Origin of the sequence: Nonomuraea sp. NPDC049480, from assembly GCF_044465905.1 — a bacterium.
Lineage (GTDB): Bacteria > Actinomycetota > Actinomycetes > Streptosporangiales > Streptosporangiaceae > Nonomuraea.
Genome location: NZ_JBITMD010000011.1, coordinates 99,182 through 118,660, shown reverse-complemented (window position 1 = coordinate 118,660; position 19,479 = coordinate 99,182). Strand labels below are relative to the sequence as shown.

18 protein-coding genes are annotated in these 19,479 nt (G+C 70.0%); 9 read left to right on the top strand and 9 right to left on the bottom strand.

Features of this window, described 5'->3' with window-relative positions; translation table 11 throughout:
• Positions 1–8: 8 nt before the first annotated feature.
• Positions 9–1,610, bottom strand: a complete 1,602-nt coding sequence (locus ACIBX3_RS30085) for an AMP-binding protein (RefSeq protein WP_397122771.1) — start codon at positions 1,608–1,610, stop codon at positions 9–11.
• A gap of 188 nt (positions 1,611–1,798) precedes the next feature.
• Between ACIBX3_RS30085 and ACIBX3_RS30080 the strand changes: the two genes are divergently transcribed.
• From ACIBX3_RS30080 to ACIBX3_RS30055, 6 genes are all read left to right on the top strand, one after another.
• Complete coding sequence (locus ACIBX3_RS30080; protein ID WP_397122769.1) at positions 1,799–2,452, top strand: TetR family transcriptional regulator; 654 nt, start codon at positions 1,799–1,801, stop codon at positions 2,450–2,452.
• A 182-nt stretch (positions 2,453–2,634) separates the two neighbouring features.
• The gene (locus tag ACIBX3_RS30075; protein ID WP_397123138.1) at positions 2,635–3,570 is read left to right on the top strand and encodes an NADP-dependent oxidoreductase; all 936 of its coding nucleotides are present in this window, start codon (positions 2,635–2,637) and stop codon (positions 3,568–3,570) included.
• 154 nt (positions 3,571–3,724) lie between these two features.
• Positions 3,725–4,720, top strand: a complete 996-nt coding sequence (locus tag ACIBX3_RS30070) for a sigma-70 family RNA polymerase sigma factor (protein ID WP_397122767.1) — start codon at positions 3,725–3,727, stop codon at positions 4,718–4,720.
• A gap of 42 nt (positions 4,721–4,762) precedes the next feature.
• Positions 4,763–5,878 (top strand): steroid 3-ketoacyl-CoA thiolase, encoded by a 1,116-nt coding sequence (locus ACIBX3_RS30065; RefSeq protein WP_397122765.1) that lies wholly within the window; start codon positions 4,763–4,765, stop codon positions 5,876–5,878.
• 14 nt (positions 5,879–5,892) lie between these two features.
• Positions 5,893–6,912: an MBL fold metallo-hydrolase gene (locus ACIBX3_RS30060; RefSeq protein ID WP_397122763.1), complete on the top strand. Its 1,020-nt coding sequence runs from the start codon at positions 5,893–5,895 to the stop codon at positions 6,910–6,912.
• A 25-nt stretch (positions 6,913–6,937) separates the two neighbouring features.
• The gene (locus ACIBX3_RS30055) at positions 6,938–7,618 is read left to right on the top strand and encodes a FadR/GntR family transcriptional regulator (protein ID WP_397122761.1); all 681 of its coding nucleotides are present in this window, start codon (positions 6,938–6,940) and stop codon (positions 7,616–7,618) included.
• Positions 7,619–7,641: 23 nt separating this feature from the next.
• Here the strand turns inward: ACIBX3_RS30055 and ACIBX3_RS30050 are convergent, their stop codons facing one another.
• Entirely contained in the window at positions 7,642–9,177 is a 1,536-nt protein-coding gene (locus ACIBX3_RS30050) for an alpha-N-arabinofuranosidase (RefSeq protein ID WP_397122759.1), read from the bottom strand.
• An 88-nt stretch (positions 9,178–9,265) separates the two neighbouring features.
• Here ACIBX3_RS30050 and ACIBX3_RS30045 point away from each other — a divergent pair, with 88 nt between their 5' ends.
• The 3 genes from ACIBX3_RS30045 (at position 9,266) to ACIBX3_RS30035 (ending at position 11,825) form a co-directional block, all read left to right on the top strand.
• The gene (locus ACIBX3_RS30045; protein WP_397122757.1) at positions 9,266–10,282 is read left to right on the top strand and encodes a LacI family DNA-binding transcriptional regulator; all 1,017 of its coding nucleotides are present in this window, start codon (positions 9,266–9,268) and stop codon (positions 10,280–10,282) included.
• Between the two features lie 10 nt (positions 10,283–10,292).
• Positions 10,293–11,240 carry a DNA polymerase ligase N-terminal domain-containing protein gene (locus ACIBX3_RS30040; RefSeq protein ID WP_397122755.1) on the top strand — a complete coding sequence of 316 codons (948 nt, stop codon included), beginning with the start codon at positions 10,293–10,295 and terminating at the stop codon, positions 11,238–11,240.
• Positions 11,241–11,369: 129 nt separating this feature from the next.
• Positions 11,370–11,825 carry a GNAT family N-acetyltransferase gene (locus ACIBX3_RS30035; protein WP_397122753.1) on the top strand — a complete coding sequence of 152 codons (456 nt, stop codon included), beginning with the start codon at positions 11,370–11,372 and terminating at the stop codon, positions 11,823–11,825.
• A gap of 99 nt (positions 11,826–11,924) precedes the next feature.
• Here ACIBX3_RS30035 and ACIBX3_RS30030 read toward each other — a convergent pair whose 3' ends face one another.
• From ACIBX3_RS30030 to ACIBX3_RS30000, 7 genes are all read right to left on the bottom strand, one after another.
• Positions 11,925–12,857: an aldo/keto reductase gene (locus tag ACIBX3_RS30030; RefSeq protein ID WP_397122751.1), complete on the bottom strand. Its 933-nt coding sequence runs from the start codon at positions 12,855–12,857 to the stop codon at positions 11,925–11,927.
• 22 nt (positions 12,858–12,879) lie between these two features.
• Positions 12,880–13,800 carry an ABC transporter permease gene (locus tag ACIBX3_RS30025; protein ID WP_397122749.1) on the bottom strand — a complete coding sequence of 307 codons (921 nt, stop codon included), beginning with the start codon at positions 13,798–13,800 and terminating at the stop codon, positions 12,880–12,882.
• 65 nt (positions 13,801–13,865) lie between these two features.
• Positions 13,866–15,347, bottom strand: a complete 1,482-nt coding sequence (locus ACIBX3_RS30020; RefSeq protein ID WP_397122747.1) for a sugar ABC transporter ATP-binding protein — start codon at positions 15,345–15,347, stop codon at positions 13,866–13,868.
• Entirely contained in the window at positions 15,347–16,369 is a 1,023-nt protein-coding gene (locus ACIBX3_RS30015) for a sugar ABC transporter substrate-binding protein (protein ID WP_397122745.1), read from the bottom strand. Before ACIBX3_RS30015 ends, ACIBX3_RS30020 begins: the two co-directional genes overlap by 1 nt.
• Before the next feature lie 15 nt (positions 16,370–16,384).
• Positions 16,385–17,119 carry an SDR family NAD(P)-dependent oxidoreductase gene (locus ACIBX3_RS30010; RefSeq protein WP_397122743.1) on the bottom strand — a complete coding sequence of 245 codons (735 nt, stop codon included), beginning with the start codon at positions 17,117–17,119 and terminating at the stop codon, positions 16,385–16,387.
• On the bottom strand, positions 17,116–18,417 hold the full coding sequence (locus ACIBX3_RS30005; protein ID WP_397122741.1) for an enolase C-terminal domain-like protein: 1,302 nt from the start codon (positions 18,415–18,417) through the stop codon (positions 17,116–17,118). Before ACIBX3_RS30005 ends, ACIBX3_RS30010 begins: the two co-directional genes overlap by 4 nt.
• Positions 18,414–19,259, bottom strand: a complete 846-nt coding sequence (locus tag ACIBX3_RS30000) for a fumarylacetoacetate hydrolase family protein (protein WP_397122739.1) — start codon at positions 19,257–19,259, stop codon at positions 18,414–18,416. Before ACIBX3_RS30000 ends, ACIBX3_RS30005 begins: the two co-directional genes overlap by 4 nt.
• Positions 19,260–19,479 lie beyond the last annotated feature (220 nt).

The window sequence follows — 19,479 nt, the reverse complement described above, 5'->3', positions numbered from 1 at the left end:
TGAAATCCCTACGTCTCCAAGAGGTGTTGCCTGCCGTGCCGTACGAACTCCTCCTCGATCCCCTTGGCGTCCGCGTCGGTCAGCCGCCGCAGCCCGGCGGGCGTGCGCCACCAGACCGGGTCGGCCGTACGCCAGCCCTCCCGGGCGAGGTGCCGCTTGATGACCTTGTGCGAGGGCGTCTGGGGCAGGTGATCGGAAAGGCGGATATAGCGGGGTAAGGACTTGGCGCCCAGATCGCGGCGCGCGGCCAGGAAGGCGGTGAACGCGTCCGGGTCGAAGGCCCCGTCCAGCACGAGCGCCGCCATGGGCTGATCGCCGGCCGCCGCGTCGGGCACCGGGTAGACGGCCGCCTCGATCACCCCGGCGAATTCCCGCAGCGCGGCCTCGATCGGGGCGACGGCCAGGTTCTCGCCGTCCACGCGCAGCCGCTCGGTGCCGCGCCCGGCGAAGAACACGTACCCGTCCGCGTCCTGGTAGGCCAGGTCACCCGACCAGAACGCGCCGTCCCTGATCCGCTCGGCGTCGCCCTCGGGATCGTTGTAGTAACCCTCGAACAGGCCCAGCCCGGACGTGTTGACCAGCTCGCCGACGGCCTCGTCCGGGTTGAGCAGGCGGCCGTCCTCGACGCGGCCGGGCGGGCACGGCCGCCCGGTGAAGGGGTCGAGGATCGCGACGCCCTCGGGCAGCCTGCCGAGGCAGCCCTGAGGCCCCGTGGGGTCGGGGATGAGCGAGATGGCCGTCTCCGTCGAGCCGAAGGCGTCGATCACGTGGCATCCGAACCGCTCCCCGAACCTCCTGGTCGCGACCGCGCTCCCCTCGTTGCCGAACGCGATCTTGAGCGGGTTGTCGGCGTCGTCCGGGCGCTCGGGGGTGGCCAGGACGTAGGAGAGCGCCTTGCCGACGTAGTGCAGGTACGTGCAGCCGTACCGCCTGACGTCCGGAAGCAGCCCTGAGGCCGAGAACCGGCGCCGCAGTACCAGGGCCGCCCCCGACGCCACGGCGGGGGCGTAGGCGGCCATCAGGGCGCCGGAGTGGAACAGCGGCATCGAGCAGTAGACGACGTCGTCGGGCGTGAGCAGCGCGCCCAGGCTCGCCCCCGGCATGGCGATCTTCCGCTGGGTGATCCGGACGGCGCGCGGGCGGCCGGAGGTGCCGGAAGTGAAGATCAGCATCACCAGGTCGCCGGGATCTGCCTCGGACGGGCCCCGTGGTGCCGCCTCCGCGCCCACGCCGGACAGAGGCGCGGACTCCACGCCGAGCGCCTCGGACACCGGCCCGGCCAGACCCTCGTGGGGAACGTCCCAGAGGAGCAGGCCGACGTCGGTGGCGCGGGCGTCGCGGATCAGCTCCTCGGCCGACCGCGTGGGATTCAGCGCCACGACCACGTGCCCGTCCAGCGCCGCCCCGCCGAGCAGGAAGACCAGATCGGGGACGTTCTCGCTCAGCACCCCGACATGCATCCCTGTGCCGCGCCCGGAGAGCCACGCCGCGGCCGCCCGGCAGGCGGCGACGTGCGCGCGCCACGACCACGTCGCGTCTTCGAACATCAGCCCAGGTCGATCGTCCTCGGCCCGTGCCAGCAGCAGGGCCGCGAGGGTGTTCGCGGTCATGCCGCCTCCACCAAGCGCTCGGTCAGCCGAATAGCAAACTAGAACAGATTCTAATAAGTGTCCAGAGGGCATCCATGCCGATAAGTAGTGACATATGCGTGTAACGCCGAAGACATGGGCCGATACAGGCTTCTTTGTGACTCGTGAGTAACAAGCCGCGCCTTCAGAAAATCAGATAACGTGTTCTTATGCGCACCCCGCACGCGCCCACCGCCGCGCCCTCCTCCACCGACACCGAGGGGACCATGGAGAGCCACCCCACGACGGGCGGGCACAGCGTCCGTACGCGCAGCCAGCACCAGCGCCGCAAGCGCATCGTCCAGGCCGCGGCCGCCCTGGCCTCGCGCGGCGGGGTCGAGGCCATGCAGATGCGGACGGTGGCCGAGCGCGCGGGCGTCGCCCTTGGCACGCTCTACCGCTACTTCCCCTCGAAGATGGACCTGGTCGTGGCGGTGGTCGGCGAAGAGATCGACCTTCTTGAAAACAGCATCGAGCGCCGGCCGCCTGGCGCGTCGACGCCGTCGAGCCGCGCGGTGGACGTGCTGATGCGCGCCACCCGCGGGCTGATGCGCGAGCCCGAGCTGGCCGACGCCCTCATCCGCTCCCTGATCATGGCCGAGGTGCAGACGCCCTTCGGCGACCGGATGACGGGGCTGCTGCTACGCGTCTCCGCCGACGGCCTGACGCTCGACCAGGCGAGCGAGGAGCAGCGCGATCTGGCGGGGTCGCTGGCCAGCGTGTGGGTGCAGGAACTACTGGAGATGCTGCGCGGCCGCCGCACCTACGACCAGATCCAGCGCCGCATCGAGACCGCCGCATCCCGGCTTCTCACCGACATCTGAACCCGACATCATCAGTGGCGCACCGCCGTTGCGGCGCGCACAGCCGGCCGCCCGCGTGGCCGCCCCTGGACCGATCCCGCGTCGCCGTGCACCGTGGGCCGGCATGGCCCGATCTTTACACATCATGACCTTTGGGCCCCTCGCGGGTCGTGCCGCCGCCGAGCACGCTGGATCGCATGAAGATGAAGGCGATCAGTCAGGACGCCCTGGGCGGCCCTGAGGTGCTGAAGATGGTCGAGGTGGACCGGCCGGAGCCCGGTCCGACCGAGGTGCTCGTACGAGTGGAGGCGGCCGGGGTCAACCCCACCGACTGGAAGTTCCGCGCGAGCGGCGGGACGCTCCGCCTGCCGTTCATCCTCGGGTGGGATGTCTCCGGCGTGGTCGAGGACGCCGGCCTCGGGCAGGCGCTCTACAAGCCGGGCGACGAGGTGTTCGGCATGCTCCGATATCCACAGGGGCACGGCGCCTACGCCCAGTACGTGACCGCGCCGTCCCGGCATTTCGTCCGCAAGCCCGCGAACATCGACCATGTGCAGGCCGCCGCGATCCCGCTCGCCGCGCTGACCGCGTACCAGGCGCTCGTGGACGTGGCCGGGCTGAAGGGCGGCCAGCGGGTGCTCATCCACGCCGCGGCCGGTGGAGTCGGCCACCTGGCGGTGCAGATCGCCAAGGCCCGCGGGGCGCATGTGATCGGCACGGCCAGCGCCGCCAAGCACGACTTCCTGAGCGACCTGGGCGCCGACGAGCTCGTGGACTACCGCACCGAGGACTTCTCCGAGATCGTGCGGGACGTGGACGTGGTGCTCGACACGATCGGCGGCGACTACGGGCCGCGATCGCTGCGCACCATGCGCAGAGGCGGCACGATCGTCTCGCTCACCCTCAGCCTGTTCGATCCGAGCGTGCACACGGTGGCGGCGGAGCTGGGGATCCGCTCCGAGACCATGCTGGTGGAGCCGGACCAGGCCGCGATGCGGGCGATCGCGGCGCTGGTCGAGGCCGGACGGGTGCGGGTCGAGGTCGCGGCGGTGCTGCCGCTGGAGGAGGCGGCGAAGGCGCACGAACTGGGCGAGACCGGCCGCACCGCCGGCAAGATCGTTCTGACCGTCCCCCACTAGGGACGGCGCCCTCCGCCGGGACGCCCCCGCGGCTCCCGGCGGAGGGCGCCCTGTTCATGGTCATTGCTTTGTTTCGCCGTAGGGATCGCTCTAATTGACCGGGCGAAGGTAAAAAACTCATCGGTCTGTCGGTGCCGGCGTCTATACAAGGGGTATGAGCGACAAGCCGACGAGCGAGGACTTCCTCCGACTGGCTGATCCGATGCGGCGCGAGCTGCTGGCGCACTGCTACCGCATGATGGGGTCGGTGCACGACGCCGAGGATCTCGTCCAGGAGACCTACCTGCGGGCGTGGCGGGCCTACGACGGCTTCGAGGGGCGTTCCTCGCTGCGTACGTGGCTCTACCGCATCGCCACCACCACCTGCCTGACCGCGCTCGAGAGCCGGGGCAGGAGGCCGTTGCCGACCGGGCTCGGCGCGCCCAGCACCGAGGCCACGGCTCCTCTGGTGCAGGACACCGAGATGCCGTGGCTGGAGCCGGTGCCCGACGCGCTGGCCGGCGCGGGCGCGGGCGCCGACGACCCGGCCGCTATCGTGACCTCGCGCGAGAGCATCAGGCTCGCGCTGATCGCCGCGCTGCAGCACCTGCCTCCCCGGCAGCGCGCGGTGCTGATCCTGCGTGACGTGCTCAGGTGGAAGGCCGTCGAGGTCGCCGAGGCCGTCGGCGTGTCCACCGCGGCCGTCAACAGCATCCTGCAGCGGGCCCGGGCCCAGCTCAACGAGGTGTCGCCGAGCATGGACGACCCGGTGGAGCCGCTGAGCGAGGAGCAGCGGGCCCAGCTCGACCGCTATGTCGCCGCGTTCGAGAGCTACGACATCGACAGCCTGGTGGACATGTTCACCAAGGACGCGATCTGGGAGATGCCGCCGTTCGTCGGCTGGTATCAGGGGCCGGAGACGATCGTCGAGCTCATCAAGGTGCAGTGTCCCGCCAAGCGCGCGGGCGACCTCAAGCTGGTTCCGATCGCCGCCAACGGGCAGCCGGCCTTCGCCATGTACCACCTGGAGGACGACGTCTACAAGCAGTTCTCGATCATGGTGCCGACGTTCTCCGAGGGCCGGATCCGCCACGTCGGCATGTTCTTCGAGGAGAAGCTGTTCGAGACCTTCGAGCTGCCGTCGACGCTGGAGGCTTCCCCGACAAAGTAGAACGCGTTACAGTCGCGCCAGAGCATCGTTCTGGAGGCGACTGTGGGCACACCTGTGATCGTCGAAGCCGTTCGCACCCCCATCGGCAAGCGGGCGGGCCTGCTCGCCGAGCTCAAGCCGCAACAGGTTCTCGCCACCGCGCTCAACGGGCTCGTCCAGCGGTCGGGGATCGATCCGGCGGCGGTCGACCAGGTGTTCGCCGGGTGCGTGACCCAGGCCGGCGAGCAGGGCGGTCACGTCGGGCGGCATTCGTGGCTCTATGCCGGGCTGCCGTACCAGACCGGGGTCACCACAGTGGACGCGCAGTGCGGGTCGTCGCAGCAGGCCGTGCACCTGGCGGCGGCGCTGATCGGCGCGGGCGTCATCGAGGTCGGCATCGGGTGCGGCGTCGAGGTGATGAGCCGGGCGCCGCTCGGTAGCAACGTGCTGCCCGCCAAACCCAGGCCCGACGACTGGAACATCGACCTGCCCGACCAGTTCACCGCGGCCGAGCGGATCGCGAAGCGGCGCGGACTGACGCGCGAGCGGCTCGACTGGTTCGGGGCGCGCTCGCAGCGGCTGGCCGCCAAGGCGTGGGCCGACGGCCGGTTCGAGCGGGAGATCGTGCCGGTCGGCGACGTCCGCAGGGATCAGGGGCTGCGCGAGACCACCGTGGAGGTGCTGGGCACGCTCAAGCCGGTGAGAGAGGGCGCGCTGCACACCGCCGGCACGTCGTCGCAGATCTCCGACGGCGCCGCGGCCGTACTGGTGATGAGCGAGCAGGCGGCGCGGCGGCACGGGCTGCGGCCCCGGGCGCGGATTTTGGCGCAGACGCTGGTCGGGGCGGAGCCGTACTATCACTTGGACGGCCCGGTCGAGGCGACGGCCAAGGTGCTGACGGCGGCCGGGATGACCATCGGTGACATCGACAGGTTCGAGGTGAACGAGGCGTTCGCGTCGGTCGTGCTGTCGTGGGCGAGCGTGCACGAGCCCGACCTGGACCGCGTAAACGTCAGCGGCGGCGCGATCGCGCTCGGCCACCCCGTGGGCGCCACGGGCGCGCGGCTGATCACCACGGCCCTGCACGAGCTGGAGCGCTCGGACGCGGCGACCGCGCTGGTCACGATGTGTGCGGGCGGGGCGCTGGCCACGGCCACGATCCTGGAGCGAATCAACTGATCGGGGAGAGTCGTTTGAAGAGCAGACGCAGGCCGTACGCGCAGCAGCGCCCGCAGGACCTCGGCGGCGGGGTGTGGAGCGTGCCGGTGCCGATCCCCGGCAACCCGCTCGGCTACACGCTCGTCTACGCCGTGGAGTCGCCTAAGGGCCCCGTGCTGGTCGACGCCGGGTGGAACCATCCGGAGGCATGGGAGGCGCTCAGCGGCGGCCTCGCGGCGCTCGGGATCGACGTGAGCACGGTGAGCGGGGTGGTCGTCACCCATTTCCATCCCGACCACGCCGGGCTCGCCGGTCAGGTCAAGGAGGTCTCCGGCGCCTGGATCGCCATGCACGAGAGCGACGCGGCACTGGTCAGGCTGATGCACGAGTACGCCGCCAGCGAGCACGCGAGCTTCCAGACCGACATGCTCAGGCGGGCGGGGGCCGACCCCGGCGAGGCCCGGGAGGCGGTGAGCCGGCCGACGCCGCCCGCCAGGCCCGACCGCGAGCTGCGCGACGGCGACCTGGTGGACCTGCCGGGACGCAAGCTGCGGGCCGTGCACACGCCCGGCCACACCCCCGGGCACATCTGCCTGCACCTGGAGGACGCCGACCGGCTGTTCACCGGCGACCACGTGCTGCCGGACATCACCCCACACATCGGCATCTATCCGTACGACCGCGACGACGTCGACCCGCTGGGCGACTTCCTGGACTCACTGGACCGTGTCGGCGAACTCGGCCCCCTCGACGCCCTGCCCGCTCATGAATGGATATTTCCGGATGTGGCAGCACGCGCCGCCGAGATCCGCCACCATCACGAGGAGAAGCTCGACCGGCTGCGCGTCCTCCTTGCTCAGCGGCCGGAACCGCTGACCATCTGGGAGGTCGCCGCGATGATGACGTGGAACAGGCCGTGGGACGATCTGTCCCCCACGTTGCGGGCCATGGCGGCCGGGGAAGCCGCGGCCCACCTGCGCGCTCTGGAGGCCAGGAGCGGGGTCCGCCGCATATCGGGGGTCGATCCGGTGCGCTTCCAGGCCCTAGACTCCTAGACATCCGATGTCTAGGGAGAAGAGCGTGGCGGTCACCGACGCAGCCATCGACAAGATCAAGCAAATGATCGTCTCGGGCGAGCTGGCCCCGGGCGATCGGCTGCCCAAGGAGGCCGACCTGGCCGAACGGCTCGGCCTCTCGCGCAACTCGCTACGCGAGGCCGTGCGTGCGCTGTCCCTGATCAACGTGCTGGACGTGCGTCAGGGCGACGGCACGTACGTCACCAGCCTGGAGCCGCGCCTGCTGCTCGACACCATGTCGTTCGTGCTCGACCTGCACCGCGACGACACGGTGCTGCAGTTCTTCGAGGTGCGCCGCATCCTGGAGCCGGCCGCGACGGCGATGGCCACCAAGCTGATGAGCGACGAGGAGATCGACGAGCTACGCGTGATCCTGGAGTCGCTGCCCGCCGAGCCCACGGTGGAGGAGCTGGTGGCCAACGATCTGCGCTTCCACCAGCGGATCGCGCAGGGCTCCGGCAACACGGTGCTGTGCTCGTTCATCGAGAGCCTGTCAGGTCCGACCACTCGCGCCAGGATCTGGCGAGGGCTCACCCAGGAAGGCGCGATGGACAAGACCCGCGAGCAGCACACCGCGATCTACGAGGCCATCGCCGCCCGCCAGGCCGACGTCGCCCGCTCCTGGGCGACCGTGCACGTGGCGGGCGTGGAGTCGTGGCTGCGCAAGGCCCTGGAGCTGGACTGATCACCAGAGGTAGGCGCCGCCGGTCATCGGGACGCAGGACCTCCGGCATGCGGACCGCGATCCTCCGTGAACGCGCCCTTCACCAGGTTGAACGAGATCGGCGGGAGCACGGTCGTGAGCCGGTCGCCGTCGATCGCCGCCCCGGCGAGGGCGCGCGGCTCCACGCGCCGCGGCTCGCGCTCGGTGTTGCGCGCGCTCGTGTCGTCGTCGGCGACCGTGACGTGCGAGATCCCGGTCGCCCGCGGCAGGCCGCGCAGGTCGATCTCGATCGGGAGCGGCCGGTCGCCGCGGTTCACCGCGAAGACGGACAGCTCACCGTCGTCGAGCGTGGCGGCGGCGGCCAGCACGGGCACCTCGCCGTAGCGCTCGGTCGCCATGGCCGGGGCCGTGGCCTGCACGCGCAGCACCCGGCCGCGGGCGTGGGCGGCGGTCAGCGCGAACGGGTGGAAGATCGTCTGCCGCCAGGCGGGTCCGCCGGGCTCGGTGCGGATCGGGGCGATCACGTTGGCGAGCTGCGCCTGGCACGCGATGCCGACGCGGTCGGCGTGGTTGAGCAAGGTGATGAGCAGGCTGCCGACGACGGCGGCGGCGGCCGCGTCGTACTCCTCCTCGATGATGCGCGGCGCGTGCGCCCAGTCGAGGCTGTTCTCGCCGCCGAACAGGCTGTGCGACCAGACGTTCCACTCGTCGAAGGAGACCTTGAGCCGCTTGCGGCTGCCGAGCTTGGCGGCCACGTGGTCGGCCGTGGCGATCACGCCCTCGATCTGCTGCTCCATCTCCACGGCTGAGGCCAGATAGCTCGCCCGGTCTCCGGACACCGCGTCGTAGTAGGCGTGGGCGGAGATGTAGTCGACCTGGTCGTAGCAGTGCTCCAGCACCGTCGCCTCCCACGACCCGTACGTCGGCATGCGCACGCTGGAGCTGCCGCAGGCCACGAGCTCGATGCCCGGGTCCACCCGGCGCATGGCCTTGGCGGTCTCGAACGCGAGCCGGCCGTACTCCTCCGCGGTCTTCCCGCCGATCTGCCAGGGCCCGTCCATCTCGTTGCCGAGGCACCAGACCTTGATCCCGTACGGCTCCCGCACACCGTGCTTGATCCGCAGGTCCGACCAGCGGGTGCCACCCGGGTAGTTGGTGTATTCGATCAGGTCACGAGCCTCGCGCACGCCCCTGGTGCCCAGGTTGACCGCCATCACCGGCTCCGCGCCGACCGCGCCCAGCCAGGTCATGAACTCGCCGAGGCCGAACGCGTTCGTCTCGATCTGCCGCCACGCCAGATCGAGCCGGGTGGGCCGCTCGGCGGCCGGGCCGACGCCGTCCTCCCATTCGTAGTTGGACACGAAGTTGCCGCCCGGGTAACGCACGGCTGTCACGCCCATCTCCCGCGCCAGCTCGACGACGTCGCGGCGCAGGCCGTCCGCGTCGGCCTCCGGATGGCCGGGCTCGTACACGCCGGTGTAGACGCACCGCCCCATGTGCTCGACGAACGAGCCGAACAGCCGCCGTTCCACCGGTCCGACCTCGAACGCCGGATCGAGCGTGAGCTTGGCGGAATCCATGGGCAGTCCTCCTTGGCGCGGCAGGCTTCTGGCCCATACATACATCGTTGTATTCAACGTTGTAAAGAAGTGCGTACACTTTCTCGTCATGGACAGACCTCGCGTCGGCCTCAAGGACGTGGCCCGGCTGGCCGGCGTCTCGGTGAAGACCGTCTCCAACGTGGTCAACGGCTACGTACACGTCACCCCGGGCACCAAGGCCCGGGTGGAGGCGGCGATCAAGGAGCTCAACTACCGGCCCAACCTGTCGGCCAGGAACCTGCGGCAGGGCCGTACCGGGATCATCGCGCTGGCGGTGCCCGAGCTGGACATCCCGTACTTCGCGGAGCTGGCCAGGCTCGTCGTGGCGGCCGCCGAGGAACACGGGCTGACGGTGCTCATCGACCAGACCGGCGCGTCACGGGAGCGCGAGCAGCTCGTCGCCGAGGGCTTCCGCGCCCACCTCATCGACGGCGTGATCTTCAGCCCGCTCGCCCTGACGCCCGAGGACCTGGCCGCCCGCATGGACGACACGCCGATGGTGCTGCTGGGCGAGCGTGTGTACGAGGGTCCGGCCGACCACATCGTCGTGGACAACGTGGCGGCCGCGAAGGAGGCCACCCTGCACCTGGCCGCGCTCGGCCGCCGCCGCATCGCCGCCATCGGCGCCCAGGACGACGTCGCGGCCGAGACGTCCCGGCTGCGGCTGGCGGGCTACCTGGAGGCGCTCGCCGAGGCGGGGCTTCCGGCCGACGACCGGCTGGTGGTGCCCGTGGAGGCGTACCACCGGGCGGACGGGGCCCGCGCCATGGCCGAGCTGCTCGACTCCGGCGCCGCGCCCGACGCGGCCTTCTGCTTCAACGACCTGCTGGCCCTGGGTGCGCTGCGGACGCTGCTGGAGCGGGGCCGCTCCGTCCCGGGGGACGTGGCGCTGGCGGGCTTCGACGACATCGAGGACGGCAGGTACGCCACCCCCACCCTGACCACGATCTCGCCCGACAAGCAGGCGATCGCCCGCCAGGCGGTGGACCTGCTGGCGGACCGCATGGTCAAGGGCTCGCAGGTGGAGGCCAGGGAGATCCGGGTGCCGTACCGGCTCGTGGTGAGGGAGAGCACCGGCGGGTAGTACCCGGGGCGTGTCCGACAAACTCGAGCGCTATCGGAGCAAACGCGACCCCACCCGCACCCCTGAGCCCGTCCCCGAGGAGACCCCGTCCGCCGGGGACGGCAACGCGTTCGTCATCCAGGAGCACCACGCCCGCTCCCTGCACTGGGACCTGCGCCTGGAACGCGACGGCGTCCTGGTCTCCTGGGCCGTCCCCAAGGGCCTGCCCGCCGACCCGAAGACCAACCACCTGGCCGTGCACACCGAGGACCACCCGATGGAGTACCTCACCTTCCACGGCGAGATCCCCAAGGGCGAGTACGGCGGCGGCACCATGACGGTCTGGGACACCGGCACGTACGAGACGGAGAAGTGGTCGGACCGTGAGGTCAAGGTCGTCCTGCACGGCGGGCGCGCCTCCGGCCGGTTCGTGCTGTTCCAGACGCGCGGCAAGAACTGGATGATCCACCGCATGGACGCCCCCGTCCACGAGCCCTTCCCCGCCATCGACCCCATGCTCCCGACGGAACGAGCCAAGCCCCCGAAGGACGCCTCCGCGTACGCCTTCGAGTTCGCGTGGGGCGGCCGCCGCCTCCTGGTCCCCATCGCGGGCGGCCGCACGGACGCGGCCCGCGAGCATCCGTGGCTGCGGGGGCTGGCGCAGTCGTTCGGCAGCCGTACGGCGGTGCTGGACGGGGAGGTCGCCACGCTCGGCGGGGCGGAGATCCTGGTGTTCTACGACCTCCTGTACGACGACGGGCACTCGCTGGTCGAGGAGCCTTTCGCGGCACGCCGGACAGCCCTGGAGTCGCTCGGCCTGTCGGGCGCCCGCTGGCAGACCGCCCCGTCCTGGCCCGGGGAGGCGGGGCCGGTGCGGCAGGCGGCCAGGGAACAGGGGTTGCCGGGGGTGGTGGCCAAACGCCTCGACTCGCCGTACGAGCCGGGTCCGTCCAAGTCCTGGCTGTTCATCCCCTCTTGATCCGATCGATCGGCGATGACTTCATCGCAGGGTCGTTCTCCATGCGGGCACGCGAGCGCTCCCTTCGGCGACCGGATGGGAGCCAGGCCTGTGAGCGTTGCAGGAGGTCGGGTAGGGGATACTCGTCTGATGTTCATGACGGAAATCACCCCCGCAGAGGATTCGCTGGGGGCCGAGTTGCTCGCCCTGCAGAAGGCCGCGTACGCCGTCGAAGCCGAGATCATCGGGGATGATCGCATCCCGCCCCTGCACGAGAGCCTGGCCGACCTGCGAGCGCAGCCGCTGCGCTGGCTCGGTGCCGTGGACGAGGACGGGCGGTTGGCGGGGGCCGTGGCGTGGGAGGAGACGGCCGGCGAGGTGGACGTCAACCGGCTCGTCGTGCATCCTGGCGCGCTGCGGCGCGGAATCGGGCGGGCACTGGTCAAGGAGGTCCTGGCCCGGGCGGGCGCGCGCAGGGTCGTGGTCTCCACCGGGCGGGACAACACTCCCGCGCGGACGCTGTACGAGCGGCTCGGGTTCGCGCTGGTCGGTGAGGCCGAGGTGATTCCCGGCCTGTGGATCGCCCATTACGCCCTTCCGGCCTGACTCGGCCCACCCCCCGGATTGCCGCGACAGGCCCCGGTCACACGTCCGCCGTCCCACGCCCCAGCCGTGCGACGGCCTGCGCCGCACGGCGTCGTGGTCTCAGCCCGCCTGGGACAGCAGCCCTTCGGCCGACAGTTCCTCCCAGAGCGCCTCAGGGACGGGGCTGGACCACAGGGTGGCGTTCGCGGTGACCTCCTCCGGCGTACGCGCGCCCAGGACGACGGTGGCGACGGCCGGGTGACGCAACGGGAACGCCATGGCGGCCTGGGGCAGCGAGACACCGTGGCGTTCGCAGACGTCGGCGATCCGCGTGGCCCGCTCCACCAGCGGCGCCGGCGCCGGCTGGTAGTCGTACGTGCCCGACGGCTTGGGCGTGGCCAGGATGCCGCTGTTGAAGACGCCGGCCGCCAGGACCTTGACGCCACGCTCCACGCACGCGTCCAGAAGCGGCAGGCCGGACTGGTCGAGCAGGGTGTAGCGGCCCGCGAGCATGACGACGTCGATGTCGGTCTCCTCGACGAAGCGCAGCGGCACCTGCCACTGGTTCATACCGAGGCCGATCGCCCGCACCACGCCCTCGGCCCGCAGCTCGGCCAGCGCCGGGTACGCCTCCGCGAGCGCCTGCTCCACGTGGTCGTCGGGGTCGTGGATGAGCGCGATGTGGACGGCCGGCAGGCCCAGCCGGTCCAGGGACTCCTCCAGGGACCTGCGTACGCCCTCGCGTGAGAAGTCCCACACCCGCCGCAGCTCGGCGGGCACGTCGAAGCCCTCCTGGTCGCGGCCGGACGGGGACGGCGAGGGCACGAGCAGGCGGCCGACCTTCGTCGACAGGACGTAGCCGGAGCGGTCTGCGAGAGCCGCGCCGAGGCGGCGCTCCGACAGGCCCAGACCGTAGTGCGGCGCCGTGTCGAACAGGCGCACGCCGCTCTCCCACGCCGCGTCGACGGTGGCGCGGGCCTGCTCGTCGGTCACCTTCTGGAACAGGTTGCCGATCGGGGCGGCGCCGAACCCGTGCCGGGGCAGCTCGATCACACCACACCTCGCGAACACCGCATCAATCTTGTGCCTTTCCGCCCGCGATCCGGCTGATCATCAGTGCCACGAGGATGATGCCGCCGTAGATCACCGGCTGCCAGAAGCCGGAGACGCCGATGAGCGTCAGGATGTTCTGCACCAGGCCGATCACCAGCACGCCGGTGAGCGCGCCGAGGATCGTGCCCTTGCCGCCGTCCATGCTGACGCCGCCGATGACGGCCGCGGCGAACACCATGAAGATCCAGCCGACGCCCATGTTGTTGCCGATGGCGCCCAGGCGCCCGGTCTCCAGGAGGCCGGCGAGCGCGGCCAGCGTCCCGCCCACGATGAACACGCCGTACAGCACCCGGTCCACGCGGATGCCGGCGGCGCGGGCGGCGTCGATGTTGCCGCCGATCGCGTACAGCGAGCGGCCGATCCGGAAGTATCCGAGTCCGAAGATCCCGACCGCGAACAGCACCCCGGCGATCCAGATGGCCGCAGGCAGTCCGAGCCACGTGGCGCTGCCCAGGTAGTTGATCGAGTCGGGCAGTTGGAACAGCGTCTTGCCCTCGGTCGGGCCCAGCAGGAGCCCGTGCACGATGATCAGCATGGCCAGCGTGACGATGAACGCCGACAGCTGGAACCTGATGATCAGGAAGCCGTTGAAGGCGCCGATCGCCGCGCCGATCAGCAGCGCGAGCGGGATCACCAGCGCCCCGGGCAGCCCGATCCCGAACCCGCCGGCCGACACCGGGATCACCAGCATCACCGCGATGGCGGGAGCGGTGCCGACCGTCGACTCCAGCGACAGGTCGAACTTCCCGGCGATCAGGATCATGGCCTCGGCCAGCACGAGCAGCGAAATCGCCGCCTGCTGCTGGAGCACGTTCGTCAGGTTGCCCGGGGTCAGGAAGGTCGGGTCCAGGAACGAGCCCACGATGAGGAGGATCACGATCACCGGAACGAGCGTCAGGTCACGAAACCTGGCCAGGCGTACCCGAGGAACCGGTGCGGTCAAAGTGGTCAATCTTCTATGCCTTCCATCACGGCCACGAGCTCGTGGTCCCTCCAGCCACGCGGCACGTCCTTGACGACCCTGCCGTGGAACATCACCAGCACCCGATCGCAGATCCGCAGATCGTCGAGCTCGTCGGAGACCACCACGGCCCCGGCTCCCCGCTCGACCGCGTCCTCGACGGCGCCGAGCAGGGCCTGTTTGGCCTTGACGTCGACGCCGGCGGTCGGGTTGATCACGACCAGCACCGTCGGGTCGTCCACGAGCGCCCGCGCGAACACCACCTTCTGGGCGTTACCGCCGGACAGGTCGCCGACGGGCTGATCGGGCCCTTCGGTCTTGATATCCAGTCCTTCGATCATCTCTTCGGCCTTGGCCCGGCGGCGTGAGGGCGACACGATGCCGTAGCGGCCCAGCTTGCGGGCGATCGGGAACGTGGCGTTCTCGCCCACGGAGAGCAACGGGACGAAGCCCTCGTGGTGCCGGTCTTCGGGCACGAACCCGAGCCCAGCCTTCATGGCGGACGGCACGTCGCCCGGCCTGACCCGCGTGCCGTTGACCGTGACCGTGCCGGAGTCCGCCCTGCGCAGCCCGACCAGGGTCTCGGCCAGCCCGACCTTGCCGCTGCTCGCGGAGCCGGCCAGGCCCACGATCTCGCCGGATTTAACCGAAATATCAACATCTGCGTATCGGCTGCCGAGTGACAGGCTCTCGCCGCTCAGCACCACCCGGTCGCCGGGCGTCCGCGAGCGCGACTCGTACGCGGCCGTCGCCTCGCCGGTCATCGCGGCCACCAGCTCGTCGTGCGGCAGGTCGGCCACCGGCTTGGTCATGATGTGGCGGGCGTCGCGGAAGACCGTGACGCTCTGGCAGATCTCGTAGACCTCGTCGAGATGGTGCGAGATGTACATCATCGTGACGCCCTGCTCGCGCAGCGAGCGCATGCGGGCGAACAACCGCTCGATGGCCGGCCCGTCGAGCCGCGCGGTGGGCTCGTCGAGGATGATGAACCTGGCCCCGAACGACAGCGCGCGGGCGATCTCCACGAGCTGGCGCTGCTCGACGCTCAGGTCCCCGGCCAGCGCCTGCGCGTCGACGTCCACCTCGTACGTGTCCAGCAGCTCGCGTGCCCTGACCCGCAGCGCGCGCCAGTTGATCGGCCCGCCCTTCTCCGTCTGACGGTTGAGGAAGAGGTTCTCCGCGACCGTCAGCGCCGGGATGATCGTGGACTTCTGGTAGACGCACGCGACGCGCTGCCGCCAGGCGTCGCGGTCGGCGAGGGCGGGCGCCGCCTCCCCGGAGAACAGCACCTCGCCCTCGTCAGGCCGCTGGAGCCCGGTGAGGATCGACACCAGGGTGGACTTCCCGGCGCCGTTCCGGCCGACGAGCGCGTGGGTCTCGCCCTCGGCGATCGCGATCTTCGCGCCGTTGAGCGCGACGGTCGGGCCGAAGCGCTTGACGACGTTTCGGGCTTCAACGTGAATGTTCATTACTTGACCTGGTTACCCCAGAGGCTCTTGTCGTCCACGTTCTCCTTTGTCACGAGCGGCGCGGGGAGCTGGTCCTCCAGGCCGTTCGGGAGCTGGATGATGGTGCTTTCGTGGTCCGTCGGGCCCGGCTTGAACGTCTTGCCCTCCAGCGCGGCCTTGGCGTAGTAGAGCGCGTACTTGGCGTAGAGGTCGGCCGGCTGCGACACCGTGGCGTCGATCTCGCCCTTGCGGATGGCTTCGTACTCCTGCGGGATGCCGTCGTTGGACACCACGAAGATGTGCTTGGAGTCGGTCGGCGGGACGAGCAGGTTCTTCTGCTTCAGCGTCTGCAGCGTCGGGGCCAGGTGGACGCCGCCCGCGTGCATGTAGATGCCCTTGATGTCAGGGTTCTGCTCCAGACGGGTCTGCAGCATGGACGCGGCCTTGCTGCCCTCCCACTCGGTCGGCTCGCTGAACACCGTGATCCCGGGGAACTTGCTCTTCATGCACTCCAGGAACGCCTCCGACCTGTCACGGCCGTTGATCGAGCTGAGCGAGCCCTGGAGCTGCACGACCTTGCCCTTGCCGCCGAGCTTCTCGCCGAGGAACTCGCACGCCTTGGTGCCGTACGCGCGGTTGTCGGCGCGTACGACCATGTAGACCTTGCCCTTGTCCGGCCGGGTGTCGACGGTCACGACGGGGATCTTCTTGTTCTCGAGCTGCTGCAGGGTGTTGGCGATGGCGCCGGTGTCCTGCGGGGCCATGACGATCGCCTTGGCGCCCTGGCCGGTCAGCGCCTGCACGTTGTTGACCAGCTTGGACACGTCGTTCTGCGAGTTCGTGGCGGGCATGAGCTCCACCTTGAGCTCGCCGGCCATCTGGGGGACGTACTTGATGTAGGAGTTCCAGAAGTCTGAGTCGGCCCTGGGATGGTCGATGCCGACCTTCCCGCCGCCTTCAGCCGCCGTCGTCGTCGTCCCTGAGCCACATGCGGTGACGATCGCCATGAGGGCCGCGCCCGCGACCACCCGTCCGAACTTCATGGGGGGTTACCTTCCTTAGTTGACTGGCCGGAGCCGAAGCCCCTGCATTCCACCGTCGACCGCGAGTGCGGTCCCGGTGGTCGCACCGGCCTCGGGGCTGGCGAGGTAGACGATCGCCGCGGCGACCTCATCCGCGCTGACCAGGCGGCCCATCGGCTGCCTGGCGTTGAGCGCCGCCCGCTCCGCCTCCGGATCCGGGGCGGAGTCGAGCAACCTGGTGACCCACGGGGTGTCCGCGGTGCCCGGGTTGACGCAGTTGACGCGGATGCCCTCGTGAATGTGGTCCGCGGCCATCGCCAGCGTCAACGACAACACCGCACCCTTGGTCGCGCTGTAGAGCGCCCGGCTGGGCAGGCCCGCCGTGGCCGCGATCGAGCAGGTGTTGACGATGGCGGCGTGCTCGGACCTCCGCAGGTACGGCAGCGCCGCCCGGGCCACCCGGACCATGCCGAACACGTTGACGTCGAACACCTTCTGCCACTCAGCGTCAGAGTTTTCCTCGATCGTCCCCTGCGCCCCGATGCCCGCATTGTTGACCAGCACGTCGATGCCGCCCAGCCGCTCGGCGGCCTCGGCCACCGCGGCGCGCACCCCGGCGTCGTCGGTGACGTCCACCTTGATCCCGATGAACGGCTCGTCCGGGGGATGGAGGTCGAGGCAGGCCACCTGCATGCCGCGCTCGGCGAGGAGGGTGGCCGCGGCCAGGCCGATGCCGGAGCCACCTCCGGTCACGACCGCTTTCAGCCTCATGCGTCCCTCCAGACCTCTCCGCCGGGGTAGGCGTGGGCGGCGATCGACGACGGGTGCATCTCCGAGCTGAAACCTGGCGCGGTCGGGGCGGTGTAGCGGCCGTCGCGGATGACGACCGGGTCGGTGAAGTGCTCGTGCAGGTGGTCGACGTATTCGATCACGCGGCCGTCCATCGTCCCGGTGATCGCCACATAGTCGAACATCGACAGGTGCTGCACCAGCTCGCACAGTCCGACACCGCCCGCGTGCGGGCACACGGGGATCCCGAACTTGGCCGCGAGCAGCAGGATCGCCAGGTTCTCGTTGACCCCGCCGACGCGGGCGGCGTCGATCTGCAGGTAGGAGATGGCGTTCGCCTGCAGCAGCTGCTTGAACACGATGCGGTTCTGCACGTGCTCACCGGTGGCCACCGGGATCGGGTCGATGCCCCTGGCGATGGCGGCGTGACCGAGCACGTCGTCCGGGCTGGTCGGCTCCTCGACCCAGTGCGGGTTGAACTCGCGCAACGCGTTGATCCACTCGATGCCCGAGCCGACGTCCCAACGCTGATTGGCGTCGATGGCGATCGGGTAGTCGGGCCCGCAGACCTCCCTGGCGACCCGGAAGCGCCGCCGGTCGTCGTCGAGGTCGGCCCCGACCTTGAGCTTGATCTGCCCGAACCCCTGGTCGAGGGCCTCCTTGCAGAGCCGCCGCAGCTTCTCGTCGTCGTAGCCGAGCCAGCCCGGAGAGGTCGTGTACGCCGGATAGCCGGTGTCGAGCAGCCGTGCGATCCGCTCCGCCTTCCCCGGCTCCGCGTTCCACAGGATCTCCAGTGCCTCGTCCCGGGTCAGCGCGTCGCTCAGGTAGCGGAAGTCGATGAGGTCGACGATCTCCTCGGCGGACATCTCGGACAACAGCCGCCACAACGGCTTGCCCGCCCGCTTCGCCTTGAGATCCCACAGGGCGTTGACCACGGCGGAGATCGCCATGTGCATGACGCCCTTCTCCGGCCCCAGCCACCGCAGCTGCGAGTCGTTGACCAGGTCCTTGTACAGGGTGCCGAGGTCCTCGACGTCCTTGCCCAGCACGTACGGTTCGAGCGCGCTGATGGCGGTCGTCTGGATGTCGTTGCCGCGCCCGATCGTGAACGCGAACCCGTGCCCTTCGAACCCGTCGTCGGTCTTGAGCACGACATAGGCCGCGGAGTAGTCGGGATCCGGGTTCATCGCGTCGGAGCCGTCGAGCTCGCGCGAGGTCGGAAACCGCACGTCGTGCGTCTCCATCCTGACGATCGTGTATGTGCCCGCTTCTCCGGTCATGCCTGCCCCACCGTCTGCCGCTGCCGCCCCAGTCCCTCGATCTCCAGCTCCATCACGTCACCGGCCCGGAGGTACGGCTGCCCCGGCATCCCCAACGCCACACCGGCCGGCGTGCCTGTGTTGATCACGTCACCCGGCTCCAGCACCATGAACTGGCTGAGATACCGAACGATCTCCGCGACCTCGAAGATCATGTTCTTGGTGTCGCCGTCCTGGCGGGTCTCACCGTTCACCCAGAGGCGCAGCGGCAGGTTCTGCGGGTCGCCCACCTCGTCCGCGGTCACCAGCCAAGGGCCGAGCGGGTTGAACGTCTCGCACGACTTACCCTTGTCCCACTGCCCGCCGCGCTCAAGCTGGAACTCACGCTCGGAGACGTCGTTGGAGATCGCGTAACCGGCGATCACCGCCAGCGCCTCCTCCTTGCCGTCCAGGTAGCGGGCCTCCTTGCCGATGACGATGGCCAGCTCCACCTCCCAGTCGGTCTTCACGCTGCCCCGGGGGACGAGCACCTCGTCGTACGGGCCAATCACGGTGTTGGGGGCCTTCATGAAGACGACGGGCTCGGCCGGCGGCTCCAAGCCGGACTCGGCGGCGTGGTCGCTGTAGTTCAGGCCGATGCAGACGATCTTGCCCGGCCGCGCGATGGGCGCGCCGATGCGCAGCCCCTCGGCGTCGACGACCGGCAGGTCGCCGCGCTCGAGCGCCTCACGGACGCGCGCCACTCCCCCGGAAGCGAGGAAAGCCCCGTCGATCTCGGGCTCTCCGATGTCGCGCAAGTTACCGGCGTCGTCCAATACTACCGGCCGCTCCTGTCCGACAGGTCCTACTCGCAGCAGCTTCACACCGCATCCTTCACTTATACATCGGATGTCTCGTCTCCCGATGCTCGTGCGATCGAACGGTACGTGTCAAGGGTGAGCAGGATGAAACATCCGATCCGTGACCTGGACATACCTCCCCAAAGAGGGAGGTGCAGGCCCTGTGAACCGATTTAACGACGTCGGTGACCGCAGGCACGCTGGAGAAATTCCTGGATGGAAAGACATCGGAGGTCGATCAGGC